Raw genomic sequence first — 5,252 nt, forward strand, 5'->3', positions numbered from 1 at the left:
CTGCTTGATGAGCCGATGGCGGGCATGAACCTCGAAGAAAAAGAGGACATGGCGCGCTTTATCATCGATCTCAATGAAGAGTGGGGCATGACCGTTGTCATGATCGAACACGACATGGGTGTGGTCATGGATATCTCCAACCGGGTGATGGTCCTTGATTTCGGTCGCAAGATTGCCGAAGGCCTGCCGGAAGAGGTCATGGCCAACAAGCATGTCAAGAAAGCCTATCTCGGCGAAGAAGACGACGACACGGACGAAGACGAGCAGGTGGCCTGATCATGAGCAGCAATATCCCGGAATATGCCGACGTTCAGTCGCTTGATAGCTTCCCGAAAGTGCTGGCCTATAATGCGCGCAACTGGCCCAAAGAAGTCGCCATGCGCGAAAAGGAATTCGGCATCTGGCAGGAATTTACCTGGCAGGACTACAACGACCGCGTCAAATGGATGGCGCTTGGCATGCGCGCCCTTGGCCTTGGGCAGGGCGATGTTGTTGGCATCATCGGCGAAAACCGTCCGGAATGGGTTTGGGCAGAAATCGCAGCGCATGCGCTGCGCGGTATGTCAGTTGGTCTTTATCAGGACAGCCTGCACGAAGAAGTCGCCTACCTGATTACCTATTCAGGCGCGCGCATTCTGATCGCCGAAGACGAAGAACAGTGTGACAAGCTGCTTGAGCTTGGCGAAGACATCCCGACTGTCGACCACATCGTTTATTGTGACCCGCGCGGGATGCGAAAATACGACGATCCGCGTTTGCTGGATGTCGAAAAGCTTTATGAACTGGGCCGCGAGCTGGAGGCGAAAAATCCGGGCATCTATGACCAGATGGTTGCCGATACCCGTGGCGATGAATGCGCCATTCTGTGCACTACGTCGGGGACGACGTCCAAGCCGAAGATGGCGATGCTCAATTCCGGTGATTTCCTTGATCACTGTGCGGCTTATCTTCGTGCTGACCCAAAATATCCGGGTGACAATTATGTCTCGGTCCTGCCGTTGCCGTGGATTATGGAGCAGGTCTATGTCGTTGGTCAGTCGCTGATCAGTCGCCAGATCGTAAATTTCGTCGAAGAGCAGGAAACCATGATGGCCGACCTGCGCGAAATTGGTCCGAACTTCGTCCTGCTGGCACCGCGCGTTTGGGAAACCATTGCCGCCGATGTCCGCGCACGGATGATGGATTCCACACCGTTCAAACAAAAGATGTTTGATTTCGGCATGGCATTGGCGCGCACCGCGATGGATGCCGGTGGTCATTCGAAAATGGCCGATATGATCCTGATGAGTGCGCTCAAAGACCGTCTTGGGTTTTCAAATCTGCGTTCGGCCGCGACGGGTGGTGCCGCGATTGGCCCGGAAACCTTCAGGTTCTTCCATGCGATGGGGGTTCCGCTGCGTCAGCTTTATGGTCAGACCGAATTGTGCGGCGCCTATACCATCCATCAGCCGGGCGATATTGATTTCGATACGGTTGGCGTTGCCTTTGATAATTCCGAGATCAAGGTGATCAACACCGACGAAAATGGTGTTGGCGAAATCGTTGCGCGCACGTCGGGCATGTTTACCGGATACTTCAAAAATCAGGCGGCCTATGACGAGGATGTCCGGGATGGCTGGATGCATACGGGGGATGCCGGTTACTTCAAGGACGAGAACAAGCACCTTGTGGTGATTGACCGTATGAAGGATCTGGCGGAAACCTCGACCGGGGTGCGCTATTCGCCGCAGTTTATTGAAAATAAACTGAAATTCTCGCCCTTCATTGCCGAGGCCGTGATCCTTGGCAAGGGCCTGCCGTTCCTGTCGACCATGATCTGTATTCGTTATTCGATCATGGCGAAATGGGCCGAGCAGCGCGGGATTGCCTTTACAAACTACACCAACCTGTCAGCTCAGCCGCAAGTCTATGACATGATCACCGAGGAAATCCGCGAAGTGAACAAGACACTTCCGGAAGCCCAGCGGATCAAGCGGTTCCTTCTGCTTTACAAGGAACTGGATGCCGATGACGGCGAACTGACCCGCACACGCAAAGTGCGCCGTGGTGTGGTTGCCGAGAAATATGCCGACATCATCGATGCGGTTTATGCCGGCAATGACAAGGTTGATATCGACACCATGATCACCTTCCAGGACGGGTCGAAAACCCGCATCCAGACGAGTGTGAAGGTCGTTGATCTTGATAATGACAAGGCCGCACAGACGGCCCCGAAAGCCGCCGAATAAGGCAGCAGCATAACTGTGGCCCCGGCCAAAGGCCTGGGTCGCCATTACAGGGATGGCAACATGAATTTCGAACTTCTGTTCCAGCTTCTGCTGAACGGTTTGATTGTCGGGACACTCTATGGCGTTGTCGCCATGTGCTTTGTCCTGATCTACAAATCGACCCAGATCGTCAACTTTGCCCAGGGTGAGTTCCTGCTGATCGGGGCATGGGTGTGTTATGCATTCCTTGTCGAAATGCATATGCCCTTCTGGCTGGGTTTCCTGTTTACCTTGTTGTTTATGATGGCGTTTGGCATCGTTCTGCAGATGGTTGTCTTGCGACCGATGATTGGCGAACCGATCATTTCGGTGATCATGGTGACCATAGGGCTTTCGATCTTCTTCCAGGCAGCAACCAAGTGGATATTCGGGGCAACCACCGCGACCTATCCGCAGGTCTTTGAAACCCGATCGGTCAACCTTTTGGGGATGCAGATCGAGACGGCCTATATCATGAGCTTCGTGATCTCGTTGTTCATCATGGCCGGGTTCTATTGGTTCTTTAAATATTCCAAGCTTGGCCTTGCCATGCGGGCAACAGCGTTTGATCAGCAGGTCGCGCAAAGCCTTGGTATTTCCGTCAAAACCGTATTTGCCATGTCCTGGGCAATCTCGGCCCTTGTATCGGGTGTCGCCGGGATCGTGATCGGCATGGTCAATGGCGTGTCGTCCGCCCTTTCGGTGATCGGGATCAAGGTGTTCCCGGCGGTGATCCTTGGCGGGCTTGATTCGATCATTGGTGCCATTGTCGGTGGCGTGATCATTGGTCTGCTTGAAAACACCGCGGAATTTGTTGACGGCCAGTATCTGCACTGGGGCAACCTGTTCTCGATCGCACCGTTCTACGTGCTGATCATTATCCTGTGCATCAAGCCATATGGCCTGTTTGGCACCAAAGACATCGAACGTATCTAGAGGACGGGGAAGATATACTATGGCTGGATTTTCTATACGTCCTTGCGGTGACTTCCGAACCACCTATCGGCAGGATACCCGCATCTTTGATACGACCTATATCCGTAACGCCGCGATCCTTGGCATCTTTGCTGTCGCCATGATCCCGTTTGTTCTGGATGGCTATTACGTCAACCTGTTCATTCAGATCTCATACTTCGCGATTGCCGCATTGGGCTTGAATATTCTGGTCGGCTTTACCGGGCAGATTTCATTGGGCCATGCTGCCTTCTTTGGCTTTGGTGCGTTTGCATCGGCCTGGATCAACAACACGACCGGCATTCCCGTCCTGTTGTCGATCCCGCTGGCCGGTTTGATGACCGCGGCTGTTGGCATGCTGTTTGGGTTGCCAGCCGCCCGCATCAAGGGGCTTTATCTGGCAATTGCGACACTGGCAGCCCAGTTCATCCTCGAAGATTTCTTTGCCCGGGCCGAATGGTTTACTGGCGGTTCCTATGGCGCGGCAGCCAATCCGGTCAATGTGTTTGGCTACGAAGTTCTGGATGATTTCAGCTTCTTCTATGTCTGCCTGTTCTTCCTCGTGGTGATGTACTTGCTGGGGACGAACCTGATGCGGACCCGTGATGGTCGTGCCTTTGTCGCGGTGCGTGACCATTATCTTTCGGCTGAAATCATGGGGATCAACCTCACGAAATATCGCCTGATGAGCTTTGCCATTTCGTCTTTCTATGCCGGTGTCGGCGGGGCGATGTATGGCCACTATCTTGGCTTTGTCTCGGCCGAGGGCTTTACCATTCTGCTGTCGATCCAGTTCCTCGGCATGATCATCATTGGTGGTCTTGGTTCCGTCAAAGGGACGTTGATGGGCACGGTGTTTATGGTTTTGTTGCCCGAAGTCATGGAAACCGGTGTCAGCGCACTGAGCGTTTTTGAATGGGCCAATTCGACGGCTGTGACCGACGGGCTGGCCTACATCAAGGAGATGGCAATTGGTCTGGCCATCATCCTGTTCCTGATCTTTGAGCCGGATGGGCTTGCCCATCGCTGGCAACAGATCAGGGCGTACTGGAAGCTTTATCCCTTCTCGTACTGACTAAAACCCCGAACCCGGCCCGCTTAGAAAAAACAAAAGGGCCGGGACAAAAACGGGGCGACCGGGAGGCTTACTTTAGTGAAAACGTCCAAGGGAGACGTCGTTATGAAAAGATTGATTGCAGCGACCGCGATGGTCGCAACGGGGCTGTCGTTCTCGGCAGCACAAGCAGATGACGATATGGTATTTGTCGGCCATCTGATGGATATCACCGGTGCCACCGGCTTTATTGGCAAGTTCTATGCCGATGGTGTGCGCGATGCGCTGTCTTACATCAACACCCATGGCGGTATTGATGGCACGGTTCTGGATTCTGAATCTGTTGACTATGCCTACAAGGTTCCGCAGGCGATTGCGAACTACAAGAAATGGCGTTCGCGCAACGACATGGTTGCGATGCAGGGCTGGGGCACGGGCGATACCGAAGCCCTGATCAGCTTCGTTGCCAAGGATGAAGTGCCGGTCTATTCCGCATCCTATTCCGGTCACCTGACCGATCCGACGGGCAAAAACCCGAAAACCGCCAAACCGGCACCTTATAACTTCTTCTATGGTGCGTCCTATTCCGATGCCTGCCGTGCGCTGGTTCAGTGGGCCGCAGAAGACTGGAAACAGTCTGGTGGTTCGGGCAAGCCGGTCTTCTCGCATATCGGCGATAACCATCCCTATCCGAACGCCCCGAAAGAAGCCTGTGCGGAATACGCGACCGAGCTTGGATTTGAAGTAACCGCACCGGTCGTCGTTTCGATGAAGCCGGGTGACTTCAAGGCGCAGTGCCTGACCCTTAAGGAAGCCGGGACCAACTATGGCTACCTTGGTAACCTTGGCCCGTCGGTTGTGTCGCTGGTGAAATCCTGTGACACGGTTGGTGCCACCCCGAAATGGCTGGCCAACATCTGGGCTGGTGACTACGAGACCCTTAAAACCATTGGCGATGTCGAAAACTACATCTTCCCGGCGATGACCAGCTTCTGGAC

General features: G+C 54.0%; 4 protein-coding genes and 1 pseudogene. All 5 read left to right on the forward strand.

The genetic code is table 11. From position 1 onward, the window contains the following. A pseudogene (locus tag B3Z49_RS11455) lies at positions 1 to 276 on the forward strand (ABC transporter ATP-binding protein); the annotation flags it as partial. A gap of 2 nt (positions 277 to 278) precedes the next feature. Further along, positions 279 to 2,228, forward strand: a complete 1,950-nt coding sequence (locus B3Z49_RS11460) for a long-chain fatty acid--CoA ligase (RefSeq protein ID WP_296990922.1) — start codon at positions 279 to 281, stop codon at positions 2,226 to 2,228. A gap of 60 nt (positions 2,229 to 2,288) precedes the next feature. After that, on the forward strand, positions 2,289 to 3,182 hold the full coding sequence (locus B3Z49_RS11465) for a branched-chain amino acid ABC transporter permease (RefSeq protein ID WP_008889236.1): 894 nt from the start codon (positions 2,289 to 2,291) through the stop codon (positions 3,180 to 3,182). A 19-nt stretch (positions 3,183 to 3,201) separates the two neighbouring features. Then, entirely contained in the window at positions 3,202 to 4,275 is a 1,074-nt protein-coding gene (locus B3Z49_RS11470) for a branched-chain amino acid ABC transporter permease (RefSeq protein WP_008889238.1), read from the forward strand. A gap of 105 nt (positions 4,276 to 4,380) precedes the next feature. Continuing rightward, positions 4,381 to 5,252: ABC transporter substrate-binding protein (locus tag B3Z49_RS11475; protein ID WP_296990924.1), on the forward strand; the 872-nt coding region annotated here is incomplete at its 3' end.

Origin of the sequence: Thalassospira sp. UBA1131, assembly GCF_002311515.1 — a bacterium.
Lineage (GTDB): Bacteria > Pseudomonadota > Alphaproteobacteria > Rhodospirillales > Thalassospiraceae > Thalassospira.

Bases quoted from the DNA above. Each gene is read 5' to 3' on its own strand.
- B3Z49_RS11460 (WP_296990922.1), top strand. From the start codon at position 279: ATGAGCAGCAATATCCCGGAATATGCCGACGTTCAGTCGCTTGATAGC.
- B3Z49_RS11465 (WP_008889236.1), top strand. From the start codon at position 2,289: ATGAATTTCGAACTTCTGTTCCAGCTTCTGCTGAACGGTTTGATTGTC.
- B3Z49_RS11470 (WP_008889238.1), top strand. From the start codon at position 3,202: ATGGCTGGATTTTCTATACGTCCTTGCGGTGACTTCCGAACCACCTAT.